A 21,108-nucleotide genomic window follows, 5' to 3' on the forward strand; every position below is an offset into this window, starting at 1 on the left:
ACAACGACTACTCGCTACTACCATTCCAGAAACAAAGAAAAAAACCGCCCGAAGGCGGTCTGTTATGAGTAGCAATCAGGACACTAGGCTTGCGTATTGGAGAAGAAGAACGTTGTATCCGGAGTTTCATCATGCGCCAATTTAATCAATTGAAAAGAACCTGTGCCTGGAACTTCATCATGAGCTACCAACGTTGCCGAGTAAGCCCCTCCTGCCAACAAGACTGTAACCAAAACAAGTGCGAAAAATTTCTTCATTCGTCTGACTCCCTTCCGTCTCTTCTAAGAAGTTTATTCACTCGCGTAAGCACCTCGTACGCTTCTTGGAACTTCCCCAATTGCGAGTAAGCCTCTGCAGCGATCTGTAGTGATTCGGCACTTTCCGAGTACATCTTCATATTAGCATATAATTCGCTAGATTTTAACGACTGTGAAATAGAATTTTGAAAATTATTCTTGGACATTTCGTTAAGGGCTTTACACCTATGAAGATAAGCGATGCGGTGCGAGTTTTCATAATTAACTTTAAGGGATTTCTCTTCTGCGTAATTTAGATTAAATTCCGCCAATTCCTGATCACCGCTATTGCGGCTGACCATAAAGGCGCGTCCGTACAAATATACGGACATTTCAGGATCGTCGAGGTCATTCTCGAACTTAAATGCCAAGTTTTGAAGCTCCTCAACAGCCGCTTTGTAATCGTCTTGCGAAGCAAAGTAGTAGACATAATGCTGTTTCGCTAAGTACGCATTTCGCAGGTCGTTTAACGAGTCGTAGAGGCTTAGCGCTTGCACAATATATTCTTTATTTTTTGTTGCAACGGCCATCGAAAACAGCGATCGGGCCAAATTTTGCAAATCTGTTTTCTCAGCGAAGTATTCGCGCGCCTGTTCGAGGTACTTTTTCGCATCGTCATGGAAGCCTAATTGTATGCAAAGGATCCCCAAGTTCATGGTCACCACTGCCGCCGAACGGTTTACAATGTCAAAACGAAGACTGACATGATACCCATGTTCGAAAGCGGAGAAGGCTTTCTCGAAATCCCGCTGGTAGTTGAACGCGTTGCCGAGTTTGTTGTACGCGTCACACAGCATTTCATCGCTGACCGTCTGTTGCTTCTCTTGGGCCAACACAAAGTCTTGGATCAACCGTTCGGCTTCCTTGGGTTGACCCCCTCTGCTCATCGCTTCGGCCTGGCTGAGCAACAACACATGGCGTTGGTGCTCCAGTAAGTCTTGCCCTTGCAGTTCGCCGATCAGCTCCAACGCATCGGCATAGTCCCCTTTGGCAACATACACCCGCACGACATCGAGCTGGAAGTTGACATCAAACGCCCGCTCCTGCTCGCCTAAGATCTCACGCAGCGGCACGCACAAGCGCTCCGCCAGTTTTTCCAACGTGCTCACGGATGGCAAGGCGCGGTCACACTCAATCTGGCTAACCGTCGAGTACGAACAAATCCCTTCTGACAGTTGTTGCTGCGAGTAACCTTGGGCCTTGCGATATTTTTTGAAGCGTTGCCCGATCGTGAGCTCTTTTTCCAGTTGCATCATGCCACCGCCCATGAATTCATAGATTTCCAACAATATAATAACAGCGCGACCAAAATAAGTACAGTAAATTTAACACAAAAAGGGATTTATTGATAGGGGAGTTGCTAACAAAATAGATTATGACAATTGACCTTTAACCTGTTATTATTTTCCTATCGCCACAACCAAGAAGAGGTGACAGGATGGAAGAAAGTCTACAAAACCGGGTTGAAAAATTAGAAGCCCAAGTGAAGCAGCAGGCAGAGACCCTTGACGAGTTGACCCAGCAACTGAAAAGCCTGCAAGCCTCGATTCCGCAACACCCTTCCATTAAAGAGGAAGATTCCAAAGAGGAAGTTTCAGATCGAGAGTTCCCCCCAGCATGGCCCATCGTGACCCTGTCCACCAGAATGGAATGGAGCACACCAACAGATGCAACGGATACAACAGATGCAACGACCGAAGAGTCCCCAAAGGTCGCTGTTGTGCATCAGACAGAAGCGGTAGAGACCGATTGGGAGCATCTATTGGTTCGGGTCTGGTTGCCACGGATCTTTATCATCGTCTTGCTGATCGGCCTGTTATACGGCTTCATCGCAGCGGCCAACGCGGGACTGCTGATCCCAGAGTTGCGATGCCTGATCGGGGTGGCGCTCGGGGCGCTCCTGCTCCTGTTGGGCGAGAGACAACTGCGCGCCGGACGGACTGCGCTCGGGCAAGTCTTGCTCGGCGGCAGCATCTCCGCACTGGTCATCACGACCTTCTCCGCGCACATGCTCTACGACTTGATCTCCACCACGCCAGCATTTGCCTTGCAAGTGCTCTGGATCGCCGGCGGTGTGTTGCTCGCAGAACGGCACCGTTCACAGGCGCTGGCAATCCTCGCCTCGCTGGGGGGATATCTCGTACCCTTCCTCGTGAAAGACACGCACCCCAACACGACCTTTTTCGTTTCCTATGAAGTCTTGCTCGCCGCTGCGTTCCTCTGGTTGAGCACCTATCGCTCGTACCACGTACATTATCTCACCACGAGCGTGCTCTTCCACGTGACGATGTTCATTTTCTTCATGGGCACCCACGAAGACCAACTGCTCATGGCGGCTGGCATCGGCGTACACCACCTGATCCTGCTCAGTCTGCTGCTCACGGGACGCCCGCTTTCCCAGCTCTTGCAAGTCGGCCTCGTGTTTAGCACCGCCGCCCTCACGATGGCGTGGTGGTTTGGGCTGCTACACGATGATTCCAAGACGCTGTACACCAATGGTCTGCTGGGTTTTGCGATCCTCTACTTCGCGCTCTTCCTCCTCTATCGTCAGGATCGCCAAGTTCGAGCACCGCTGTTCTTCTCCATCGCGGCGCTCTCCACGATGTTCTATCTGCTGAACCAGTTCTCCGAGGCGGGAGATGCTGCGGTCGCGCTGATGGTTGAGGCAGTGTGCTCGCTATGGGTCGCGTACTCCGTCCGCAACACCTGGCAAAAAGCGGTGGGCGTTTTCATCCTGTTCATCGGTGGCTGTATGGCGATCTATGAGCCGATCCGCGAGATCTTCGCGACGCCTACGCTCGATTGGATTGTGTTGCTGGTCGGACTCGCCGTGTACGGGTGGTTGGAGCGCCGTGATGTCGCCGAGTCGGCCCCGAACACTGCCTCCTACACGCTGTATCGCGCCCTCAGCGTTCTGCTCGCAGGCTTGTTGCTGGTCTTCATGACGCAAGTGACCGATGTCCTCAGCCGTGGGCTCGATCGCGATGGACAGCACATGGCGATCTCCTTCCTGTGGATGTTCTACGCCTTGGGCGTCATCGTATTCGGTTTCTTGAAAAAAAGCCGCTATGTGCGGCTTGGCGGTGTGATCATGCTGTTCCTGACGCTTGGAAAACTCGTGCTCGTCGACTTGCCGATCGTTTCCATGATGGTTCGTGCGTTCCTGATGATAGCCATCGGGGCGCTAGGGTTGCTGATCTCGCGCCTGTTCTATACAAAAAACACCCGTTCTTAGAACGGGTGTTTTTTCCATTCACTCCAACCCAACCGACAATACGCTCTCGACATCGGCGATCTCGCGCACGACTTTGTCCCAATCGATCGTCAGCGGTGAGGTGATCTCCATGACCGTTTGCACCGAGCCTTCCTCTTCCTCGATGCAGACGTCGGTGATGTTGATGCTGTGCTTGCCGAGAATCGCAGCGATCTCGGCAAGCAGCGCCGGACGATCCATCGACAAGTACGTCAAACGCTTGGGTTTCTGCTTGTGGAGCCGGCTCTGGATCGGGTCCAGCCAGACCATACAAGCCACGACCACCATGACCGTCACGACGGCGACAAAGTACTGCCCGCCACCGCAGGCGAACCCGATGATCAAAGCCAGCAACAACATCCCGGCGGTGGAGTACCCGCTGATCGCAAAGCGGTCACTGCGCAGAAAAATCCCCGCAGCCAGAAAGCCCCCGATCCCTCCACCGACTTGTGCGGCGAGACGTGCTGGGTCAACGCTGACTCGCGGGTCGTTGGCAAATTCACTGAATCCATGCATGGATAACCACATCAACAGACAGCCAGCAACTGCGACGAGGATATGCGTCTTCAGACCGGCCGATTTGTTTTTCCGTTCGCGTTCCCAGCCCATGATGCCGCCGAGAACCACGCTGAGCACTAACCGTGCGAGAAAAATCCAATGGGATTCCTCAATCATCTGCGTTTCAACCCCCTTCCGAATTCATGTTAGGGTTCCTAACATATCACTTCCACCTAGAATAGCATAGAAGCCGAGACATTTGTACCGTCGATACGCTTATTTTAACCTGCGGAGCTTCTCCTTCTACAGTGACCCAGAAGCCGCTTACCAAAACATCCTCGCTTGCGTACTTATTTCGATTGAATTGTCTGTACTTATACACTACAATGAGAGAATCATCCATCTTTAGGGAGGCCCCATGAGCAAATTCTTTCTCTTTTACATCTTGTTCTCGCTGACAGGGAATCCGATCGTGGCCATTTTGGTCGTGTTGGTCATCCTCTATCTGGCAGATCGGCGCTTTATCGGGATCATGCCGAATCTGTTGACACCCTTCCGCCGTTCACGCAAGCGTTCCCAGTTGCGCAACGACTTGCGGATGAACCCGCACAACACGCAGGCCAAGCTGGAATTGGCGCGCTTGCTCGTGGAGAAAAAGCAATACGAGGAAGCGAACTCCTTGCTCGAGGAAGTCCATCGGGTGATGCCCGATTCGGCGGATGTGCTGTATGAATCCGGCTACGCGCAGTTGAAACGTGGACACCTAGAGGCTGGCGTTGCCCGGATTCGCGAGGCGTTGGCGATCAATCCGCGCGTCCACTACGGGGAGCCCTATCTGCGCTTGGCAGAAGCGCTGTCCAGCATCGACCGCGACCAAGCGCTCCGGGAACTGGAAGCGTTCCAAGAGGTCAACTCCTCCTCCTGCGAGGCGTACTACCGATTGGGTTTGCTCGATCAACAACTCGGTCGGCAAGCGGAGGCCAAGCGTGCATTCCGTGAAGCCGTAGACCTGTACCGCAGCCTACCGAAGTACAAGAAACGCTCCGAGCGCAAGTGGGCGCTGCTGAGCTGGTGCAAAAAATAACAAAAAGACCGTGAGCCACAGGGCTTCACGGTCTTTTTTTACCTCGTCGCGGCTGGCAGGAGTATAGCGAGCGAGGACGCTTCAAGCAAAAAGGCAGTCACGCGTGTGACTGCCTGTTCCCTGCTTATCGGCCCTGCAACAAAGCGACGCGGTACGGATGCAACTCCGCATCGACCACGCCAGCCACGACCGCCGGGTCATTGTCAAAAATCTCCTGTGCTGCTTCCGGCGACTCTGCGCGGAATACGATGATGCCAAAGGCCCCGTTGGTGCAGGCGCCGCCCAGCACGATCTTGCCTTCGGAGAACAGGCGGTTCGAGTATTCGACATGTTGCCCCATCGCAGCCATTTCCTCTGGCGTCATGCTTTCAAAAAAGTTGTCACGCTTCGGTTTGAACAGATACACAAATTCTTGCAGGTTGTCCACCCTCTTCGATTGAATTTTGTTTGTCTTGCAAGATTATTTCAAAACCAGCTTCGCCAAACGCTTCGGCGCGGTGCGCAGATAGCCTTCGAGGAGCAAGTCTTGGATCTCGTTCCAGTCCAGGTCACCCGTGGTGCGCAGCGAGACCCAGCCGTGTTGCCCGATGTACGGCGTTTTCGTGAATCCTTCTCGTTGCAACAGGAGTTCCTGTGTCAGCGGAAGCGTCTTGATGGCGAGTGTACTGCTGGCGTCCTTCTCCCCCATCATCACAAAGGGCTTGTCACGCACGCGAAACGAGATATGTCCAAATGAATCCAAACCTTCTGTCACTTCTGGCAGTGCCAAGCAGAGCTCCCGAACCTTTGCTACGATTTCCATCTGTACGTTTCCTCCCTGACACCTCACGACGGGCGACTTTCTGACATGTGAAAAGACGTACACGAAACTTCATGTACGTCTTTTTAACAAGTGTACTACTCGACGATGTTGCCCGAGGCCACGAGGTCGCGCAGCGTGTCCAATTGCGGATACAATTCAGCGAAGACCTCCGTTTTGCGCTTCGTCATCGGCGGGCACGAGTAGCCGCCAGCGCACATGAAGCAAGGCAAGGAACTGGAGTGCAAGACTTTATTCAGACGGTGGGAAGTGCCCTCCGTGGAGAACAGCAGGCGGTAATTTTTGTTGTACCCTTCAAACCCGGAGCTGCCACCGATCGTGAAGTCAATGTAGGATTCTCCAGTTTCATTGAGCTTATGGTCTCGGATTTCCAGATCGAAAATCCTGTGATTGATTTGCATGTAGTAGAACCTCCCAAAGGCGAATTATGGATCACCCTTCCATCTTCTCCATCGAAGTCGAAAATCATTCTTTTTGGGGCATCTTTTTTTTAATTTGCCCCAATTCCGTGCAAATAACCAATTCCTTACAACAACCTGATCAAAAATCGCAATCCCTTGGTGCTGATTCCCCCACAAAAAACGTCATCGACATGTGTGTCGATGACGTTGCCTATCTAGTTTGGCGGAGAGGACAGGATTCGAACCTGCGTGGGGTTGCCCCCTAACGGTTTTCAAGACCGCCCCGTTGTGACCACTTCGGTACCTCTCCTTGGGAAAAGAGGTTGCGTTGCGTTAGATCAGCGATTGCTCGATCTGCACGCCCTTCTTGATCGCTTTCAGATCGCCATTCGAATTGGCCAGCATCGGCAACATCTTCGTGCTGCTCGCCATCTCGTGCTTGCACAACCGGCACGTGGGCGCCTGTTCAAATGCAAAATTGTCCCGCATCCAGCCTTTGCAGCCTTCATTGGTACACGACCAGATGGTTGTGATGTCTTCTTGGACTTCGACCTGCTTCGCGCGATAGTACATAATGTAGTGTACCCCCTTTAGTAGTTGAGATCACAAAATGAAAAACTGCCCCTAACACATGTGTTAAGGGCAGTTTTTTGTTGTGTGAGAACTACAGTTTTACAACGTTCTCAGCTTGCGGACCACGGTTGCCTTCAACAACGTTGAATTGAACGCGTTGGCCTTCATCCAAGGTTTTGAAGCCGTCGCCGGTGATAGCGGAGAAGTGAACGAAGACGTCGCTGCCGCCTTCAACCTCGATGAAACCGAAACCTTTGTCTGCGTTGAACCATTTAACTGTACCGTTTTGCATTGAAAAATACCCCCAGAAAGTAGATTATTAACATGCTCTTTTTATTCACTTGAATAAATAAAATTCACACATTGCGAAAGGTTCATTCGCTAGAAATGAGCACCCTTTGCAACACTTGAATGTTGAGGCGTTCATGTCTCTTACTGCTCTTAGCTTACCATGTCTGGAATCGAATAGCAAGCGATCTGGTGAAATTTTGTATCTCCAGATTTTCGAACACGTAGAAGCTGAATGATTAACCTGACGCTACTTGTAGTATACACCAACCCGTGGGCGTTTATTCCTCGTCGTTGAAACTTTGATCTCCCGGCGAGAACGGCTTCGTGGCTAGTTGCTACATGTACAGGATGACCCATTTCCGTACCTCCTATACACCACCGGTGAAAAAGCCAATGGTGTACTCCATTGACTGACTGGATGGTGAACCGTGATGGCGCAGGTAGATAGCCCGCGAGCTGTGAGCTGTGTGTGGTTCCGCCTTAGCAGAAACCCGTTGCTACGGTTTCTTGATTTTTGCGAGTCGGATGTATCGCGTGTCCCGCTCTTTGATCTTGGCGGCTACGTCTGAGGTCTCCGCAGTGTCCGCGTAAGAATAGACGCCCTCACCGGATTTTGTGCCTAACTTGCCGGCTTGGACAAGTTCATTGAGGAGCGCCGGAGCTGATTCTTGCTTGTCCAACACGGGAGCTAAATTGTCCAGCACGCGCTTCCACGTATCCAAGCCGCCATAGTCCACCGTTTCGATCGGCCCGACAAACGCCCAGCGAAACCCTGGACCCGCTGTGACCGCCGTATCAATATCCCTTGCGCTTGCGACACCTTCCTTCAATAGATGGAAAGCTTCTCTGACAAGGGCAGCCTGCAGACGATTCGCGATGAAACCGGGTACGTCCTTTTTCAACAACACGGGTTCCTTGCCAATCGCTCGCATGAGGTCCAGCGTGGTCGCGACGACTTCGTCTGACGTCACGTCATGCTTCACAACCTCCACGAGCGGAACGAGCTGCGCCGGATTGAAAAAATGGGTGATGATCATGCGGTGGGACGTTGTTGCTTTTTCAATAAGCTGTGCGATTGGGAAGGTCGAGGTGTTGGACGCGATGATTGCGTCTGGTTTCGCCAGAAGTTCCAGCTTCGCATAGAGCTCCCATTTCAATTCAAGCACCTCGGGAATGACCTCCGTGATGAAATCCGCGTCGTGCACCGCTGCTTCCAAATCCGTTGTGAACTGGATGCGACGACGTGCCTCTCGCGTAGCTTGTTGGGTTAGAACCCCCTCTTGGACCAGTAAGTCAAGGTTGTTTTCCATCAAGATCGAAGCCTGCTCGAGAAGTTCCGGCCGGATGTCGTGAACCGTTACGGTGTACCCGGCGACGGCGTACAACTGGGCGATTCCATGCCCCATGACGCCGGAACCGATCACTGTGATTTTTTGTACCATGTTGATCCCCTTCCGATGATCTCATCTATGCCGAGCTGCCCGATCGATCAGCTCGCCTCATGAATCCATCAACATGATCGGAACACCCCTTTGCAATAGCTGACATCTTGCATCGTGATGATAGATAGTCTTCTAAATATAATCGTAAAAAAGATCTTTGCAAACATTTTCAAAGAATATTCCGATTTTGAATTGTCTATTGATTTATATAAAAGATTTTGATATATTCACATAGAAATAACTGAAATTACTTTTGAAAAGGAGATGTTTCAATGAAAAAGACTATTTTCACGTTACTTGCAGTATCCGTGCTTTCACTCTCCGTTTCCTCTGCTGCCTTTGCGTCGAACACGCTCACAGCTGGCCAATCGCTTGCGAAAGGCCAAGGGCTCTACTCGAACGATGGCAGATTTGCTTTCCTCATGCAGACTGATGAGAATCTGGTGCTTTATAATGCCGGCACCTCTCTCTGGTCCTCCAGCACGAATGGTATGAAGGCTTACTATTATGATAGTTTCCTTGGTCGTGAAACTATCAGACATCCTGAAAAAGTAATGCTCTACACCAACGGGGCTCTTAAAGTAACCGATCTCCCGGGGCAAAGTGTTTTCTGGCAAGCCGATACGCAATCTTGGATTGCGAACAATTACAGAATTCCGATGATTTTCCCGACGTATGGAGACAAACTGATCATGCAAGATGATGGAAATGTGGTCCTCTATGACACCCACAGCAACAGTAACTGGATGCCTGTCTGGGCTACCAATACCGGCGGTCGTTAAGCATAGCTTGAGGTAACGTCTTTGAACAGAACCTCTAAAAGCAGATCCTTGGGAAAAGCTCTTTCCCGTCGAATCTACTTTTAGGGGTTTTTCATCTGTCATCGAAAAGCCCAAAAACAAAAAAAACAGTGGCCCAAGAGCCACTGGTTTACTCCAACGAACTTCGAAACCGCACCAGACCGCAACTCGAACGGACTCCCTGCCGGTCTGTCCGCGATCTCGGTCTCTTCACCTGCTTTGGCGGAGAGGACAGGATTCGAACCTGCGTGTCGTTGCCGCCCAACGGTTTTCAAGACCGCCCCGTTATGATCACTTCGGGTTCATTGTCCGTGCAATGGCGTCTGTGTCAATAATGACACCAAAGCCCATCCCTAAAGATAACGACTCCCTTGTCGAGCTTTTTCCCTATCCATTACCTACGTTAACCATTCACGTAGATTTCATACCACTTTTGATCCGTCGAAAAAATGACTGTCACAATACAACGCCTCGTTGTCGTAACTGCTCCACGATGAAGTGATGGGTCTCGTCGAAATATTCCCACGCTGTTTCTGGCTTTCCTACGTGCTTCAACAACACACAGAGCTGTCTTGTTGCAAGGTCGAGATCATGTAGTTGATGATGTCTCTTAAAAAGAGTCACCGCCGTTTCCAACGCATGAATCGCCCTGTCGTATTCCCCTTTTTGATGGTGTACCCCCGCCAATACAAAATTGGCCCGCCCTAGCAACTCGCTCTCTTGCCTCCGCTTGGTCAATAGAGACAGCGCCTTCAAGCAAGTATTGAGGCTCTCGTCTGTTTCATCAAAACTCAGGTAGATTTCCGCTACGTCCAAATAGAGTGTCGCTTCCCGTTGGGCATCACTTTGGGTATAGATCGCGGCGAGACCCAACAGGACTCTGATCGAATCCTGCCAATTCCCTGCATTTACTTGTTGTTTAACGAGGACTCTTTTCGCTTCCCGATAGTCTGCCACCAATCCAGCAGATTGCAAGGCCAGTATCGCCTTATTTGCGAACTCAATCGTCATCTCAAAGTTGTTTTGATGGTGATAGACTTCCGACAACCGTTGGTAGATCTCACCGACATGTTCGAGATTATCGCTAAGTTGGTCATACACTCGCAATGCCTGTTGATAGCAAGCCTGCGCCTCTTCGAACCGGTGCAGCCTCGAATTGAGGTCAGCTACATGCACCAATAGCTTGCCCTGAAGGAAGGGATCGGGGCTTTGGTGTTTGGCGTACACATCTCTAGCACTCATGGCGGAACACAACGCCTCAAAGTAACGGCCCATATCTTCATACGTTTCGCTGAGATTCAGATTCGCATTTACGAGTAGGTGAATGTTCTCACGCCTCCCATTGTCGCTCGACAGGTCCTGCACCAAGCCCTCTAACAAGCCGACTGCATCGTCGAAACGTTGCGTCTCTCTGTAACAGACGGCGAGGTTTAGTTTGAGTTCATCCGGCGGGATTTCGTAGTGAAGCAGTTCCTCGTTGTGAAAGGATTCCAGTACGATCAGCGCGGGATTGTAATGTCCGACAGCCATTTGCGAAAGCGCGTGTTTGTAGCCGGACATCTGCATTTTACTGAACGTCAAGCCTTGATAAAGATCGTCCACCGTCGTCCCTAACCGTGTCGCGATATGGGCGACGGTACGGTAACTCGGGAGACTGACACCGTTCTCGATCTGCGAAATCATCGAAGGGGTTACGATCCCTTCCGCGAGTTCACCCTGCGTCATGTTTTTCTCTAGTCGTAGCTCCTTGACGCGTTGACCTAACGTGATCAACGCCTGTTTGCCTCTGTTTTTTTCGTTGCCCTCATTAGGGGACATTGTGATAAGCCTCCTCACACCTATGTATGAAAAAATCACCAGCATAAGGAAAATCCTTACACTGGTGATTATAACGAGGTACTTCAAGTATTAAAAATGTGTATTTCGGCTACTGTATATACTCCTTGTAACCACATAAAATTCAAAATACACCGTTGATATACTTTTTCAACGAGAGTAGGATTCGGTTTAGAGGGAAAATCCCCTCACTCTCGCCTTACGTGGGCGAAACGAAATGAACCCCGGTGCTGGAATAGCAGATGGGCCAACGATGGCCACCTACAAGAAATGATTTTTTGTTCGATCAATTTAGTAGAATTGCCTCCCGCTAAAAATAGCTGCAATCGCCTGTAAAGACATGCACGTTTAACGGGGTTCGTTTCGTCCTTTTTTCGCAAAAAAACCGCCCCACAAATGCAGGCGGTGTTTATAATACTTATCCTTTTATCGTTGATTTCACAGTCATGGGGTCTCCACCTACATCATGTGCAAGTAATATATGTGGTGATGTCATCGGGTCTGATCCCACGTCATTTGCTAAATGGTTAATTTGAGCAGTTGCAACGAAAAAACTGGCCAAGAATACCGTGACCACGATCAACCTTCTCAAACCTGATTCCCCCTACTAAGCTTTTTGATTCGATCGTATGATTTTTGAGATACTTCAAAAGCTTCCTGATAATCCCCTTTTCTCCGAAATGCCTCCGCTGCCAGCTGTAGAGAATCGGCACTTTCATAATCCATTCCCATTATACCATATATTTCAGCAGACTTTCGTGAATCAAGTATGCAATTCTCGTACTGCTCATTACAAAGAAAATACTTTGATCTTGCTCTGAAATAGTAGGCAAGAGGGTAGTTCTCTTTGTTAGCCATTTTCTGTTCTCGTAACGTGGCCTCGTTCAGGCACTCACTTGCTTGTTCTAGGTCATCATATTCAAGACAGACCATCGTGGCCCTGGAATATGTGTATACGCTCATCCCGACATCGCCAATCTGCTCAAACTCGGTTGCAACCATGTATAATTCGTCAACGGCTTTCTTGTAATCCTGTCTCGACTGAATATGAAACGCATAGTGCTGCTTTACTCTATTCGCTTGATGCACCATATTAAGACTTTCGAACAGAGAACGAGCTTGGACCAATTGTGAAGGATTCCCAGATGCAATCGCAAGTTCAAACAAAGTTTGTGCCACGCGATTCATATCAGATATGGAATCGAAAAACAGATAAGCCTTTTCAAGATAGCGTGTCGCATCATCCTTATAACCAAGTTGATTACAGGTGATGCCGAGATTGTATGAAACCTTGGCAGAAATAAGCCCATATTCATGAAGTTTTTGACTAATTCGATATGCTTGTTCGTAAGCTGAGAAAGCTTTCTCAAAATCTCGGAGAAAGAAATGGGCAGTTCCCAACTTATTAAATAAATCACAAAAAGTCTGGTCATCTATTGTTTGTTGTGCTAGTTGTTTGTTCAACATATGGACTAAAAGTCCATTCGCTACCTCGTATTTTTTAGTTTGGATCAAACATTCTGTACGTTGTACCAACAATTCGATCCGTTGATGATCCAATAAATCCTCACGTCGATCCAGTTCGTCAATGAGTTCTAGTGCGTGATTGTAGTCGGCCATTTCAACGTACACACGAGTCATTTCGATCTGAAAGCCAGCCTCCATCTGCTTCTCCTGCATCCCCATGATCTCACGAAGAGGGACACCCAGTTTATCCGCAAGTTTACCGAACATTTCTGCTGAGGGATATTGACGGTCATTCTCCAAGTGACTGACGACTGATTTTGAACAAACTCCATCCGCAAGTTCCGATTGGGAGAAGCCTTGTTCCGTACGTATATGTTTAAAGCGTTGCCCGATCGTAAAATTTGCATCCAGTAACAAATCTTCACACCTACCCCAGAATGATCTATGTATTCTAAATAAATAATATCATTCCGATAAAAACATGTACATCTTTTTAATCTAAACAGATATTCATTCACGGGCAGACGACCTACATAGAAAAACACGCCAAAAAGTGGCGTGTCAGAATATCCAAAAATGCCCGCTTGTAAAACCACATGTGGGTACACCGCCTTCTCAAATAAACCATTAAAGTACGCCCGAAATTGCAATTACATGATTACTCTGTGGATCGACGTAGCTGTTTTGAAAGAGAAATTCATAATCCATATTTCAAAAAATTATTTATTGATAAAAAGTACAATGTGTTATAAAGTCAATCCTTCAACCCAGAAGGAGTTGAATTACGATGAAAAAATTTGCTTTGACTCTGATGGCTGCCCTGACTGTTTTCGGCTCATCCGCTTACGTAACACCCGCACACGCAACAACGGACCCCATCCTAATTCCCGATACTGGTGATGGATCGGTTATGGTGGTCTACTTCGATCACTATCCGCCGAGCACGTACATCGATGACAACGGCTTCTACGGCTTCCTCATCAATGTGCGCCAGGTCTCTGGAGGATTGTACGAAGGCACGTACGTCGGGAATTATTAATCGAAGAAAAACACCCCGTTTCCGGGGTGTTTTTTCACTCCCCGCATGTTACTCCTCGTGAAATCTCCGTGCTGATACTTCCTTGCAAACTCTACCATTGTCATTGTCTTCACATCCTGCATAACCGTTTCAACATCATGACCCACAAAAACATGGGATTTGATGCACGAACAAGATCGTACTCGTCCGGGTCGTCGAATCTGCACTTCTTCGATGATCTGATAGGCTTCTTGAAACTTGCTTTGTTCCACTTTCAAACGCGAGATGTCGTTCATTGTATCCGACCATTCGTCGAGATTCGATTCCCACATGCTTGGTACACGTGCATTTCGAAACCCTCTCCATTAAATATATTCGCAGTATTCGATTATTCAAAAAAATATTTGACAGGAAAAATATAACATGTTACTGTTTTAGTTAGAAAACAAAAATTGTTTTTTCGAGAGGGGAAATTTTCTGTGAAAACGTCTGTTAAACTGGCATGTTTTACGTTGCTTGCGACATCCATGCTTCAGATCCCAGCTGCCACTTCAGCCTTTGCAGCGGACACGCTCCACCCTGGCCAAACTCTTTCTAATAACGGAATGTTGGTATCCGCTGATGGTAGATTTGCTTTCGACATGCAGTCGGATGGGAATCTGGTTCTTTATAATTCCGGTAATGGTCTTTGGTCTTCACACACGAATGGCGCTTGGTATAACCCCAACCCTTTTTATTCCCCTTATACCTATGATCCAAATAACTGGTACTCAGCACAATATACCGTATGGGCTCAAGTATTAAGACTCGACTACAACGGGCATCTTTATATCTCAGATGCGGGAAATACACGTTCGTTTTGGATGGCAGATACCAATACATGGTTGAATAACGCGTATCCTCCGCCGATGATCAAGCCAACCGGCCTCGTTGGTGACACACTGATCATGCAAAGCGATGGGAATTGTGTTCTTTATGACACAGTTCACAGTGGGGGCAACTGGATGCCTGTCTGGGCTACCAATACAGGTGGACGATAAAAAAAGAACCACGGTTGCTATGCGGTCAGAAGATGACTGCTGATTTCTGATAGGATCCCCTTCTAGTAGACAGTAAGAAGCAAGCCCCTTACCGTTTACTTTGGAGGGGATTTTTCTATGGGTAAAATTCGCAATGCCGTGATGAAATCGTACATAGCCTGTTCTAGAGAAACAGACTCCATGGTTAGCCCGCAGGAGTGTACATAAAAAAAAACACCCATCGGCAGTAGCCGATGAGTGCTCTAACGAACTCAACAAAAAAGAGCCGTTTCCTGCGGTCTATCCACAGTTGTGGATGAGTCCTTTGAAGCCTTACGTATCCTAGTTTGGCGGAGAGGACAGGATTCGAACCTGCGTGGGGTTGCCCCCTAACGGTTTTCAAGACCGCCCCGTTATGACCACTTCGGTACCTCTCCGTTGCAGGACCCGTTCAGGCCCCGTCGTTATTGGCTTTGTAGCACTCTGCTTTCCTCATAGTGTCGTTAAGGCATGTTGGCCTCCAACGAACTCCGTGCTCAAAGTATACCTCTGTTGCAACGGTCTCAGCAAGCGGGAAACCGTTGGAGAGGAACAAAACGTCTCGTAGAAATACGAAGGCAAGGTGGGGTAAGGAATTCTTAAAAGAAAACATAGAGAATAAAATAAAGACAGGAATTAATACATAAATGTGGAAGTAGTGAAATCATCCCGCTAAACATCATATTATGTCAGGGGAGGAGTTCTAGCCAGTGAGTATTGGACAAATAATAACCATATTCGTCTGTATCCTTTTGGTTTTCATCGCTAGGCGGTGGTTCTCCAGACAGCCTATTCTACAGATTGGGCTTATTCTGGATGCCGCAATGACAACTCTTATTATTCTGTTGCTAGAGTTTTTTGTGAAGAATTAAGAAAATCAGAAAAGACCTAATCAATTATCAACTGATTAGGTCTTTTTGTTTTTAGGAAACCTGCCAAGTTGTAATGCTTACTTTGCCAGACGGGTCAATATCGAAGCGGAAGCGATCATGATAGCTACCGTAAGAATCATCGTTACTTTCATAGACGATAACGCTCTGAGTGCCGGAAAACGGTACAGAAGCCGTACAAATCTTCCCAAGCAAAGGTACGTTTTGTTGGATCTCCCAACTTGCACCTGCCACGATCCAATCTCCGAAGTTGTATGGTTTCCCCAAACCATTAGCCCAGTCAAACCAACGAGCCATTTTTGAAACGGTTGCTAATCGCATCGTCAGATAAGTGCCAGTTGCATTTGCAGCGGTGGACATGACCTTGCCTGTGTATGCGTCAAAGCCAGTGGTTGTAGCATTTTGGGTGTAGTAGTAAGTGTCAGGGCGTTGGAAAAATAGGAATTTCCCATTTGAGACAGTCCACTCAAGTTGGTGACCTCCACTCCACGTTACGTTCGTGTTTAAGTATGGAGAACTCGTAGGATCAGGATCTGGGATTAACGTACTGTGGGTATCTCCGCTTGACTCTGTGACACGACCATTCAGCGTGTGAGCCTTATCTTTGAAGGTGTTGTCCACCACAACATTAAGATTCTTGACTTGCTTTCCTTGATCCTCCGGCAGAGGTAGGTAGGAAGTGTCAAGTCCCTTCGCTTCGGTGACGTACATGTCCTTTGCTTTCAAAATCCCTAGAGATGCTTCACTCGCATGAGCACCCGTGGAACCGAGAGATACTAGAAGCATTGCCGTCGGGATGATAAATAACTTCTTGTTCATAGAAATCACTCCTTGTTTTTCTTACTTCACATTCAAAAAATATCACATCATATATAATATAACAAGTAAAATAAAGTTACATAAATCGACAACCATATTTTTGTAATATATATAAATGTCATGCAACACAAAAAGCCTCGATCACTTAGACCCGAGGCAGTTCATTTCACCCGTTTCATTCTCTCATTAATATATGTCTCCCGCTGCTTCCCCCGAACACGGCAGGAGACTGACGGAATCCCCTTTGGGGTACTATTTCCCCTCTTTGTTGGGGTAGTTCGTGTTGGTGACGGTATCCGGGCCATCAAACGACACCGTTTTGTAGAGTTTGCCGTTCAGGTTGATACTCAACAAATTACCTACCAAGACCAATTCGACTTTCCCCCCGGACGTCATGGCCTCAATTTTTTGCATACTGCTTCACTTCCTTTCTCTATACCAACTTCGTCTCCCATTAGATCGAAACGCGGGTACTTTTGTGCAAACTCAAACAACGAAAGATTTTTGATGTCCTTGAATACCTGCGGGTACATCCCAACATCAACACCCACATGAAACAGCTGGGTGACACATTGAACAAGTTCGTACTCCCCGTTCGTCAGCTGCTCTACAAAGCAGACCTCCACGTTCCCCGCGAGCACGGCCACCGCTGCACGATCTGTGATGAGCAGACCCGAGATTTTATAGTCCTCATGTTCGCCCGACCAACCAATAGTAACTAGGTTCAGTCCTTCGATTTCCCCGAGTCGTTTATCGTACAACTCACGATCCAGCACGGCCCTTCTCCCTGCCGATCCGTTCTCTGGCCCTGTCACACCGGCTCTCAAATAACGCACATTTAGACCGATCTGTGACACGAAGAATTCCAATCAAAAGCCGGTGAACAATTCCCAGGTTTCTTCCCGATCCGTGCCGATGAACGGGATGCTGCCATTTGGTTGAGACAGCTTGTCGAGCAAAAGTTGAACGACATCTGGGCTTTCGCCGACTACTTTTAGAAGTCGAAGTTCGGCAGATGTAATGTGAAAAAGTCGTATTCCTCGTAATCCCCAAACTCATCAAAAGATTTGTGAAGCGAAATCATCGCTTTACCTTTCCAGCGGAAGCCCAAGAGTGAACGAACATTTTTTCTCACCATCCGTTCAGTGATCCCTAACAGTTGTGCCAATTCTTTGGTGGTTGTCATTTACTCGCCCTCACTTATTCCAAACTGAAGGATCGCCATTAGTAGAAATACTCGTTCTTTCCCTAATTCGGCATACATCTCGCTGTGAACCGCCATAAAATTAAACATACGGATTCTCTCGTCGTAGCTAAGTTTTTGATCCATGATGTTTCCCCTCCTCACCTATACATCTGCCCGTCCCCTTTCGTTTGTGACAACCCCGACGAAGAAAAAAAGAAGTGAGGAAGCCGAAGCCTCTCCACCCAAAACTGCTATTGTTTTGCCCCCCTACAACGTCCCACATGGACGAAATCATCAGACGTGGGGCAACGTCCTGACCGTGCTTGTGACGTTTTCTGAAGGCTAACAGCCCCGTTCTATGCTTTGTTAGCGTAGCCACGACGAAGAAGAATGTAAGGGTGCTGCCCGTTCAGTTCGCTCTTTCTTTAGAATTTCGTCAAAGACGGTCGTCGTGCTCCCATCCGGCTTTTGATCCGTTGGCTCGTATCCCTTACGGAATAGATCGCGGGGAGCCAGCTGCTTCCCTTCCATCATCAATTTCCCCCTTTCAGTTCGCGGAACTTGGCTTCTGTCTCTTGGTTTGAATCAACAAGAATCCCGTGTTCAAGGTACAAACGAACCCACGGCTGAACCGTACCGGCCCGGAACGCATCGAGAATTTCCCGTTCCAATACGCCGATCGGTGCGTCAAGACCAGCAAACGTAGAGGTCATGTTCAAGGTCGGCATATGCACCAACTTCCGCTCTTCCTTCCCAGCCTTCGCTGACATGTTACCATAGGCTTCGGCGATCTGATCGACGGATCGAAACGCTGCGTTAAGTCGAAGTACGTGGCCCAGGTACTCAGCCTTGTATTTGCGGAGTTCCCCGATCAACTCCCCAAGTCGATCCTTCCCCGCCTTGATCTCAAGTTCTGCTGCCGATCTAGCTTCCGGCAGATATGATTGGAGGCGTTTGTTCTTCCCGGCCACGATCAACGAGTGATGCTCTTCCATCCTTTGAAGATCGGCCTCGGCCAATTGAGCTTTCATCTTTTTCATTGCCATATCCGATCCGTCGAGAACGGCGTCTTGGTACCTCCGCTGCAAGTCGGTCAGTTCGACTTTCTTTGCGTAGATTTTTTCCTTCAAGCCCTGCTCGCGGGATCGGAGACGTTCAGCCTCTTTTTCGAAGCGATTTTGAACATCCTTGAAGCTCATCGTATCCCCTCTTTCCTTAATGTTCCTCAGCCAGCCCCAGCTGGCATTTCAGTTCTACGATCTCGTCCTCGATAGCTTCGTTGGAACGAGGATCGTCATCGGTCACGGCGTTCACGTCCACCTTGACCATTTCTCCATTCAATACGCCGCAAACTTTCAGATACAGCTCAAGGAATTTGGCGTTCTTCGCTTCAAGAGCCTTTTGAGTTAAAACGTCGAGCACCCGGCCCAGCGATTCCTCGGCCACCTCGACCGCCTTCTCACGGCAGTACCGTTTGAATTCAGGCAGCTGCAACCAGCGGTAGATCGTTCGACGGCTCACCCCGATCCGAGCGGCCACGTCGTCAACGAACATACCGTTTGACTTCCGGGCCATGTAAAGTTCCGCTGCCATCATTTGTTCAGGCGTAAGTTCCTTCATTTGCTACCGTCACGTTTCATCATATTTTGGAGAATAGATGTTAGAGCGTCGATTTGTTCCGCATCGTCAGCAAACAGTTCACGGAATCGACGTTCAAAACGTTCTGTAACTCGACGCTCTCCCTTTTCGATCTTGGAGACGTAGACTTTGGTGATGCCGATGTGGTCGGCCAGTTCATCCTGGCTCATGCCCTTTGCAACTCGAACCAAGCGGATCGTTCGACCGTGCAACATGTGATCATCCCTTTCTGTAGAATTCATGGACAATGATTCCAAATAAAAAAACCAGCCCGAAGGCTGACTTGGTTGGAAGGATCGGGACGCAGGAGGGGGAGCTGGCCCGACCGATCCGAAGGGGGTTCCGTAGGAAGGGAGGGACCACAACACCCCTGAAGAGGTTTCCCTTCACTCATACTAATAGGGGGCTGTGACGGTGATTTACAAGGATTTTGAGTAGGAAGTTATAGGCATAGAAAAGACCAACGGTCGCCCCTTGGTCATGTCCGTTGGCCTCTAATGTTCTTGTTAATTGGATCTTGTTCAGTGGTTCTTGTTTATGGGTAGACGTGTACCCATAGGGCTGCCCTCATTTTACACATGGGATGGTCCGATTTTACCCATCAGTTTCTCATAATTACGCATTGGTAACTCTCTGGCGGAAAATGGCCTCATAGACAAACCCATCGTCCAGCTCTCCATTTGCTACTGGTACAATGTCAAAACACCCTTACCTCGATGCTAAAATTGCATAGATTTGTATTTCACATTAGATATTGGCATTTTTCCTAAATACTATTAAAATGGAAGAGGAATTTGAAAAATAATCAATAGTCTAAGGAGATGAACAGTCATGGTTCACGAATATTTTAGCGACAGAGAGCTTGGGAGGCGGGATTTAAGATCCGAAACACTATCCCTAGCAGTATATAAAGGGATAGTTGGTCTATATAAAAAATACGAAAAAAATTTTTCTGCCGAACATCCTAACTACTGCGATGATCCTAATGGTAGGGTTTTTGGGACGAACATCAATCTTCTTGAATCCGCTATTCAAGCTCAAATCCCAAATATGGAAACGCCTATCTGGATTGATCGTTACGAAAAAGATGATGATGTCGATAAGTACGCACTGCTTGATTTTGTAGAGTTCTGTTATTCAAGAATTGTTGACATTGAGCAGGGTGATTACCACAGATTTTTCAATCACTATCATCTTGAATTTTTAGACACTCACTATGAAAGAGAAAAATTCCGTACCGAAGTAAACCAAATCTTTTCGCGAAATGGGATCGTCTTTTATCTCGATACAGACGGTATGGTTAAACGTTACTTACCGACACAATTAGACGAGGTTCTTCAAAATCTTAATGTTAAATCAAACGACAAAGATTTGAACGAATTGGTAAATGCTGCGATCGAAAATATTCGCAAACCGAAGGAGTTTGACAGGCAAATTGCTCTTGAGAAGTTATGGGACGCTTTCGAGCGAATAAAGACATTCTATAACCCAAGTAATAAGAAGGCTTCCGCAACAACTTTAGTAACAAACATAGCTGCGGGAACCAGTCAATTCGATACACTGCTGGATACTGAGTTCATTGCACTCACCAATATAGGTAACAATTTTCAAATACGCCATTTTGAAACAGGCAAAATCAAAATCACTACCATGAAACAGATCGATTACCTGTTCTATCGAATGGTAGCGTTAATTGATCTGTGTATGGATAAAGTCAACAACGAAAAATAAAATCGAT

At 48.1% G+C, this 21,108-nt stretch carries 25 protein-coding genes and 2 tRNA genes; 6 read left to right on the forward strand and 21 right to left on the reverse strand.

The annotated features are described in order from the left end of the window. Positions 1-83: 83 nt before the first annotated feature. Together C7459_RS23475 and C7459_RS18365 are read right to left on the reverse strand one after the other, a co-directional pair. Positions 84-257 carry a hypothetical protein gene (locus C7459_RS23475; protein WP_170119545.1) on the reverse strand — a complete coding sequence of 58 codons (174 nt, stop codon included), beginning with the start codon at positions 255-257 and terminating at the stop codon, positions 84-86. Next, a complete protein-coding gene (locus tag C7459_RS18365; protein WP_170119546.1) occupies positions 254-1,549 on the reverse strand; it encodes a helix-turn-helix domain-containing protein in 1,296 nt (431 codons plus the stop codon). The genes C7459_RS23475 and C7459_RS18365 overlap by 4 nt, the downstream gene beginning before the upstream one ends. A 185-nt stretch (positions 1,550-1,734) precedes the next feature. On the opposite strand from C7459_RS18365, the gene C7459_RS18370 reads away from it, so the two are divergent. After that, positions 1,735-3,531, forward strand: coding sequence for a DUF2339 domain-containing protein (locus C7459_RS18370; protein WP_109690750.1), 1,797 nt, complete (start codon positions 1,735-1,737; stop codon positions 3,529-3,531). A gap of 18 nt (positions 3,532-3,549) precedes the next feature. On the opposite strand, the gene C7459_RS18375 is transcribed toward C7459_RS18370, so the two are convergent. Continuing rightward, the gene (locus C7459_RS18375) at positions 3,550-4,224 is read right to left on the reverse strand and encodes an MgtC/SapB family protein (RefSeq protein ID WP_109690751.1); all 675 of its coding nucleotides are present in this window, start codon (positions 4,222-4,224) and stop codon (positions 3,550-3,552) included. A gap of 241 nt (positions 4,225-4,465) precedes the next feature. Here C7459_RS18375 and C7459_RS18380 point away from each other — a divergent pair, with 241 nt between their 5' ends. Beyond that, positions 4,466-5,131, forward strand: coding sequence for a tetratricopeptide repeat protein (locus tag C7459_RS18380; RefSeq protein WP_109690752.1), 666 nt, complete (start codon positions 4,466-4,468; stop codon positions 5,129-5,131). A gap of 124 nt (positions 5,132-5,255) precedes the next feature. Here C7459_RS18380 and C7459_RS18385 read toward each other — a convergent pair whose 3' ends face one another. From C7459_RS18385 to C7459_RS18415, 7 genes are all read right to left on the reverse strand, one after another. Then, the gene (locus tag C7459_RS18385; RefSeq protein ID WP_109690753.1) at positions 5,256-5,558 is read right to left on the reverse strand and encodes a YciI family protein; all 303 of its coding nucleotides are present in this window, start codon (positions 5,556-5,558) and stop codon (positions 5,256-5,258) included. Between the two features lie 33 nt (positions 5,559-5,591). Further along, positions 5,592-5,933: an MmcQ/YjbR family DNA-binding protein gene (locus C7459_RS18390; protein ID WP_109690754.1), complete on the reverse strand. Its 342-nt coding sequence runs from the start codon at positions 5,931-5,933 to the stop codon at positions 5,592-5,594. A 95-nt stretch (positions 5,934-6,028) separates the two neighbouring features. Further along, positions 6,029-6,352, reverse strand: coding sequence for a hypothetical protein (locus tag C7459_RS18395; RefSeq protein WP_109690755.1), 324 nt, complete (start codon positions 6,350-6,352; stop codon positions 6,029-6,031). A gap of 221 nt (positions 6,353-6,573) precedes the next feature. Beyond that, positions 6,574-6,662: transfer RNA gene (locus C7459_RS18400), tRNA-Ser, on the reverse strand. Positions 6,663-6,685: 23 nt separating this feature from the next. After that, positions 6,686-6,925: a cold-shock protein gene (locus C7459_RS18405; protein ID WP_109690756.1), complete on the reverse strand. Its 240-nt coding sequence runs from the start codon at positions 6,923-6,925 to the stop codon at positions 6,686-6,688. 91 nt (positions 6,926-7,016) lie between these two features. Further along, positions 7,017-7,217: a cold-shock protein gene (locus tag C7459_RS18410; protein ID WP_109690757.1), complete on the reverse strand. Its 201-nt coding sequence runs from the start codon at positions 7,215-7,217 to the stop codon at positions 7,017-7,019. Positions 7,218-7,713: 496 nt separating this feature from the next. Then, positions 7,714-8,658 (reverse strand): 3-hydroxyacyl-CoA dehydrogenase family protein, encoded by a 945-nt coding sequence (locus C7459_RS18415; RefSeq protein ID WP_109690758.1) that lies wholly within the window; start codon positions 8,656-8,658, stop codon positions 7,714-7,716. Between the two features lie 272 nt (positions 8,659-8,930). Between C7459_RS18415 and C7459_RS23725 the strand changes: the two genes are divergently transcribed. Beyond that, positions 8,931-9,440 (forward strand): hypothetical protein, encoded by a 510-nt coding sequence (locus tag C7459_RS23725; protein WP_211320421.1) that lies wholly within the window; start codon positions 8,931-8,933, stop codon positions 9,438-9,440. 474 nt (positions 9,441-9,914) lie between these two features. On the opposite strand, the gene C7459_RS18430 is transcribed toward C7459_RS23725, so the two are convergent. Then, positions 9,915-11,276 carry a helix-turn-helix domain-containing protein gene (locus tag C7459_RS18430; RefSeq protein ID WP_170119547.1) on the reverse strand — a complete coding sequence of 454 codons (1,362 nt, stop codon included), beginning with the start codon at positions 11,274-11,276 and terminating at the stop codon, positions 9,915-9,917. Between the two features lie 606 nt (positions 11,277-11,882). Then, a complete protein-coding gene (locus C7459_RS18435; RefSeq protein WP_109690760.1) occupies positions 11,883-13,178 on the reverse strand; it encodes a helix-turn-helix transcriptional regulator in 1,296 nt (431 codons plus the stop codon). Between the two features lie 370 nt (positions 13,179-13,548). On the opposite strand from C7459_RS18435, the gene C7459_RS18440 reads away from it, so the two are divergent. Together C7459_RS18440 and C7459_RS23730 are read left to right on the forward strand one after the other, a co-directional pair. Continuing rightward, on the forward strand, positions 13,549-13,800 hold the full coding sequence (locus C7459_RS18440) for a hypothetical protein (protein ID WP_109690761.1): 252 nt from the start codon (positions 13,549-13,551) through the stop codon (positions 13,798-13,800). A gap of 458 nt (positions 13,801-14,258) precedes the next feature. After that, positions 14,259-14,819 carry a hypothetical protein gene (locus C7459_RS23730; RefSeq protein ID WP_211320422.1) on the forward strand — a complete coding sequence of 187 codons (561 nt, stop codon included), beginning with the start codon at positions 14,259-14,261 and terminating at the stop codon, positions 14,817-14,819. A gap of 327 nt (positions 14,820-15,146) precedes the next feature. Here C7459_RS23730 and C7459_RS18455 read toward each other — a convergent pair. From C7459_RS18455 to C7459_RS18485, 9 genes are all read right to left on the reverse strand, one after another. Beyond that, positions 15,147-15,235: transfer RNA gene (locus tag C7459_RS18455), tRNA-Ser, on the reverse strand. Positions 15,236-15,760: 525 nt separating this feature from the next. Next, the gene (locus C7459_RS18460; protein WP_109690763.1) at positions 15,761-16,546 is read right to left on the reverse strand and encodes a hypothetical protein; all 786 of its coding nucleotides are present in this window, start codon (positions 16,544-16,546) and stop codon (positions 15,761-15,763) included. Positions 16,547-16,798: 252 nt separating this feature from the next. Then, positions 16,799-16,960, reverse strand: coding sequence for a hypothetical protein (locus C7459_RS23480; protein WP_170119548.1), 162 nt, complete (start codon positions 16,958-16,960; stop codon positions 16,799-16,801). After that, complete coding sequence (locus C7459_RS18465; RefSeq protein WP_109690764.1) at positions 16,939-17,322, reverse strand: hypothetical protein; 384 nt, start codon at positions 17,320-17,322, stop codon at positions 16,939-16,941. The genes C7459_RS23480 and C7459_RS18465 overlap by 22 nt, the downstream gene beginning before the upstream one ends. 218 nt (positions 17,323-17,540) lie before the next feature. Then, positions 17,541-17,732: a hypothetical protein gene (locus C7459_RS18470; protein ID WP_109690765.1), complete on the reverse strand. Its 192-nt coding sequence runs from the start codon at positions 17,730-17,732 to the stop codon at positions 17,541-17,543. Beyond that, positions 17,733-17,876 carry a hypothetical protein gene (locus tag C7459_RS23485; RefSeq protein WP_170119549.1) on the reverse strand — a complete coding sequence of 48 codons (144 nt, stop codon included), beginning with the start codon at positions 17,874-17,876 and terminating at the stop codon, positions 17,733-17,735. A gap of 389 nt (positions 17,877-18,265) precedes the next feature. Then, positions 18,266-18,931: a hypothetical protein gene (locus C7459_RS18475; RefSeq protein ID WP_109690766.1), complete on the reverse strand. Its 666-nt coding sequence runs from the start codon at positions 18,929-18,931 to the stop codon at positions 18,266-18,268. 16 nt (positions 18,932-18,947) lie between these two features. After that, positions 18,948-19,352 (reverse strand): phBC6A51 family helix-turn-helix protein, encoded by a 405-nt coding sequence (locus C7459_RS18480; RefSeq protein WP_109690767.1) that lies wholly within the window; start codon positions 19,350-19,352, stop codon positions 18,948-18,950. Further along, on the reverse strand, positions 19,349-19,585 hold the full coding sequence (locus tag C7459_RS18485; protein WP_170119550.1) for a helix-turn-helix domain-containing protein: 237 nt from the start codon (positions 19,583-19,585) through the stop codon (positions 19,349-19,351). Before C7459_RS18485 ends, C7459_RS18480 begins: the two co-directional genes overlap by 4 nt. A 616-nt stretch (positions 19,586-20,201) precedes the next feature. Between C7459_RS18485 and C7459_RS18490 the strand changes: the two genes are divergently transcribed. Further along, positions 20,202-21,101 carry an AbiJ-NTD4 domain-containing protein gene (locus tag C7459_RS18490; protein ID WP_109690769.1) on the forward strand — a complete coding sequence of 300 codons (900 nt, stop codon included), beginning with the start codon at positions 20,202-20,204 and terminating at the stop codon, positions 21,099-21,101. The last annotated feature ends 7 nt before the right edge of the window (positions 21,102-21,108 follow it).

Source organism: Tumebacillus permanentifrigoris, assembly GCF_003148565.1.
GTDB lineage: Bacteria > Bacillota > Bacilli > Tumebacillales > Tumebacillaceae > Tumebacillus > Tumebacillus permanentifrigoris.